This window comes from Pseudomonas sp. B424 (genome assembly GCF_055408345.1).
In genome coordinates this window covers 1-3133 of record NZ_JBUZTL010000058.1, presented here as the reverse complement: position 1 = coordinate 3133, position 3133 = coordinate 1, and the positions used below count along the sequence as shown (strand labels likewise).

1 rRNA gene is annotated in these 3133 nt (G+C 50.8%); it reads left to right on the top strand.

The window, feature by feature from the left end:
- Nucleotides 1-116: 116 nt before the first annotated feature.
- Nucleotides 117-3008, top strand: a 23S ribosomal RNA gene (locus tag ACZRMS_RS26150).
- Nucleotides 3009-3133 lie beyond the last annotated feature (125 nt).

Here is a 3133-nt window from a genome sequence, read left to right as displayed (position 1 = left end):
CACTTTCACTGGTGTTTATTCAGGCTAAGGTAAAATTTGTGAAAGTTCTTAATTGAACATGCGAATTTTCGGCGAATGTCGTCTTCATAGTATAACCAGATTGCTTGGGGTTATATGGTCAAGTGAAGAAGCGCATACGGTGGATGCCTTGGCAGTCAGAGGCGATGAAAGACGTGGTAGCCTGCGAAAAGCTTCGGGGAGTCGGCAAACAGACTTTGATCCGGAGATGTCTGAATGGGGGAACCCACCTAACATAAGTTAGGTATCTTAAGCTGAATACATAGGCTTAAGAAGCGAACCAGGGGAACTGAAACATCTAAGTACCCTGAGGAAAAGAAATCAACCGAGATTCCCTTAGTAGTGGCGAGCGAACGGGGACCAGCCCTTAAGCTGTATTGATGTTAGCGGAACGCTCTGGAAAGTGCGGCCATAGTGGGTGATAGCCCTGTACGCGAAAACATCTTTGCAGTGAAATCGAGTAGGACGGAGCACGAGAAACTTTGTCTGAATATGGGGGGACCATCCTCCAAGGCTAAATACTACTGACTGACCGATAGTGAACTAGTACCGTGAGGGAAAGGCGAAAAGAACCCCGGAGAGGGGAGTGAAATAGATCCTGAAACCGTATGCGTACAAGCAGTGGGAGCCCACTTTGTTGGGTGACTGCGTACCTTTTGTATAATGGGTCAGCGACTTATTTTCAGTGGCAAGCTTAACCGAATAGGGGAGGCGTAGCGAAAGCGAGTCTTAATAGGGCGTCTAGTCGCTGGGAATAGACCCGAAACCGGGCGATCTATCCATGGGCAGGTTGAAGGTTGGGTAACACTAACTGGAGGACCGAACCGACTACCGTTGAAAAGTTAGCGGATGACCTGTGGATCGGAGTGAAAGGCTAATCAAGCTCGGAGATAGCTGGTTCTCCTCGAAAGCTATTTAGGTAGCGCCTCATGTATCACTGTAGGGGGTAGAGCACTGTTTCGGCTAGGGGGCCATCCCGGCTTACCAAACCGATGCAAACTCCGAATACCTACAAGTGCCGAGCATGGGAGACACACGGCGGGTGCTAACGTCCGTCGTGAAAAGGGAAACAACCCAGACCGTCAGCTAAGGTCCCAAAGTTATGGTTAAGTGGGAAACGATGTGGGAAGGCTTAGACAGCTAGGAGGTTGGCTTAGAAGCAGCCACCCTTTAAAGAAAGCGTAATAGCTCACTAGTCGAGTCGGCCTGCGCGGAAGATTTAACGGGGCTCAAACCATACACCGAAGCTACGGGTATCACTTAGGTGATGCGGTAGAGGAGCGTTCTGTAAGCCTGTGAAGGTGAGTTGAGAAGCTTGCTGGAGGTATCAGAAGTGCGAATGCTGACATGAGTAACGATAATGGGTGTGAAAAACACCCACGCCGAAAGACCAAGGTTTCCTGCGCAACGTTAATCGACGCAGGGTTAGTCGGTCCCTAAGGCGAGGCTGAAAAGCGTAGTCGATGGAAAACAGGTTAATATTCCTGTACTTCTGGTTATTGCGATGGAGGGACGGAGAAGGCTAGGCCAGCTTGGCGTTGGTTGTCCAAGTTTAAGGTGGTAGGCTGGAATCTTAGGTAAATCCGGGATTCTAAGGCCGAGAGCTGATGACGAGTTAACTTTTAGTTAACGAAGTGGTTGATGCCATGCTTCCAAGAAAAGCTTCTAAGCTTCAGGTAACCAGGAACCGTACCCCAAACCGACACAGGTGGTTGGGTAGAGAATACCAAGGCGCTTGAGAGAACTCGGGTGAAGGAACTAGGCAAAATGGCACCGTAACTTCGGGAGAAGGTGCGCCGGTGAGGGTGAAGCATTTACTGCGTAAGCCCATGCCGGTCGAAGATACCAGGCCGCTGCGACTGTTTATTAAAAACACAGCACTCTGCAAACACGAAAGTGGACGTATAGGGTGTGACGCCTGCCCGGTGCCGGAAGGTTAATTGATGGGGTTAGCTAACGCGAAGCTCTTGATCGAAGCCCCGGTAAACGGCGGCCGTAACTATAACGGTCCTAAGGTAGCGAAATTCCTTGTCGGGTAAGTTCCGACCTGCACGAATGGCGTAACGATGGCGGCGCTGTCTCCACCCGAGACTCAGTGAAATTGAAATCGCTGTGAAGATGCAGTGTATCCGCGGCTAGACGGAAAGACCCCGTGAACCTTTACTATAGCTTTGCACTGGACTTTGAATTTGCTTGTGTAGGATAGGTGGGAGGCTTTGAAGTGTGAACGCCAGTTTGCATGGAGCCAACCTTGAAATACCACCCTGGCAACTTTGAGGTTCTAACTCAGGTCCGTTATCCGGATCGAGGACAGTGTATGGTGGGTAGTTTGACTGGGGCGGTCTCCTCCTAAAGAGTAACGGAGGAGTACGAAGGTGCGCTCAGACCGGTCGGAAATCGGTCGTAGAGTATAAAGGCAAAAGCGCGCTTGACTGCGAGACAGACACGTCGAGCAGGTACGAAAGTAGGTCTTAGTGATCCGGTGGTTCTGTATGGAAGGGCCATCGCTCAACGGATAAAAGGTACTCCGGGGATAACAGGCTGATACCGCCCAAGAGTTCATATCGACGGCGGTGTTTGGCACCTCGATGTCGGCTCATCACATCCTGGGGCTGAAGCCGGTCCCAAGGGTATGGCTGTTCGCCATTTAAAGTGGTACGCGAGCTGGGTTTAGAACGTCGTGAGACAGTTCGGTCCCTATCTGCCGTGGACGTTTGAGATTTGAGAGGGGCTGCTCCTAGTACGAGAGGACCGGAGTGGACGAACCTCTGGTGTTCCGGTTGTCACGCCAGTGGCATTGCCGGGTAGCTATGTTCGGGAAAGATAACCGCTGAAAGCATCTAAGCGGGAAACTTGCCTCAAGATGAGATCTCACTGGAACCTTGAGTTCCCTAAAGGGCCGTCGAAGACTACGACGTTGATAGGTTGGGTGTGTAAGCGCTGTGAGGCGTTGAGCTAACCAATACTAATTGCCCGTGAGGCTTGACCATATAACACCCAAGCAATTTGCTTAGAAGCAAGTTGCGGTGTGTGAAGACGATACAAACCGAAAGTTTGCGACTCACAAAACACCTGTCTATTACATACCCATTCGCTGGAGCGTGAACCGAAAGGT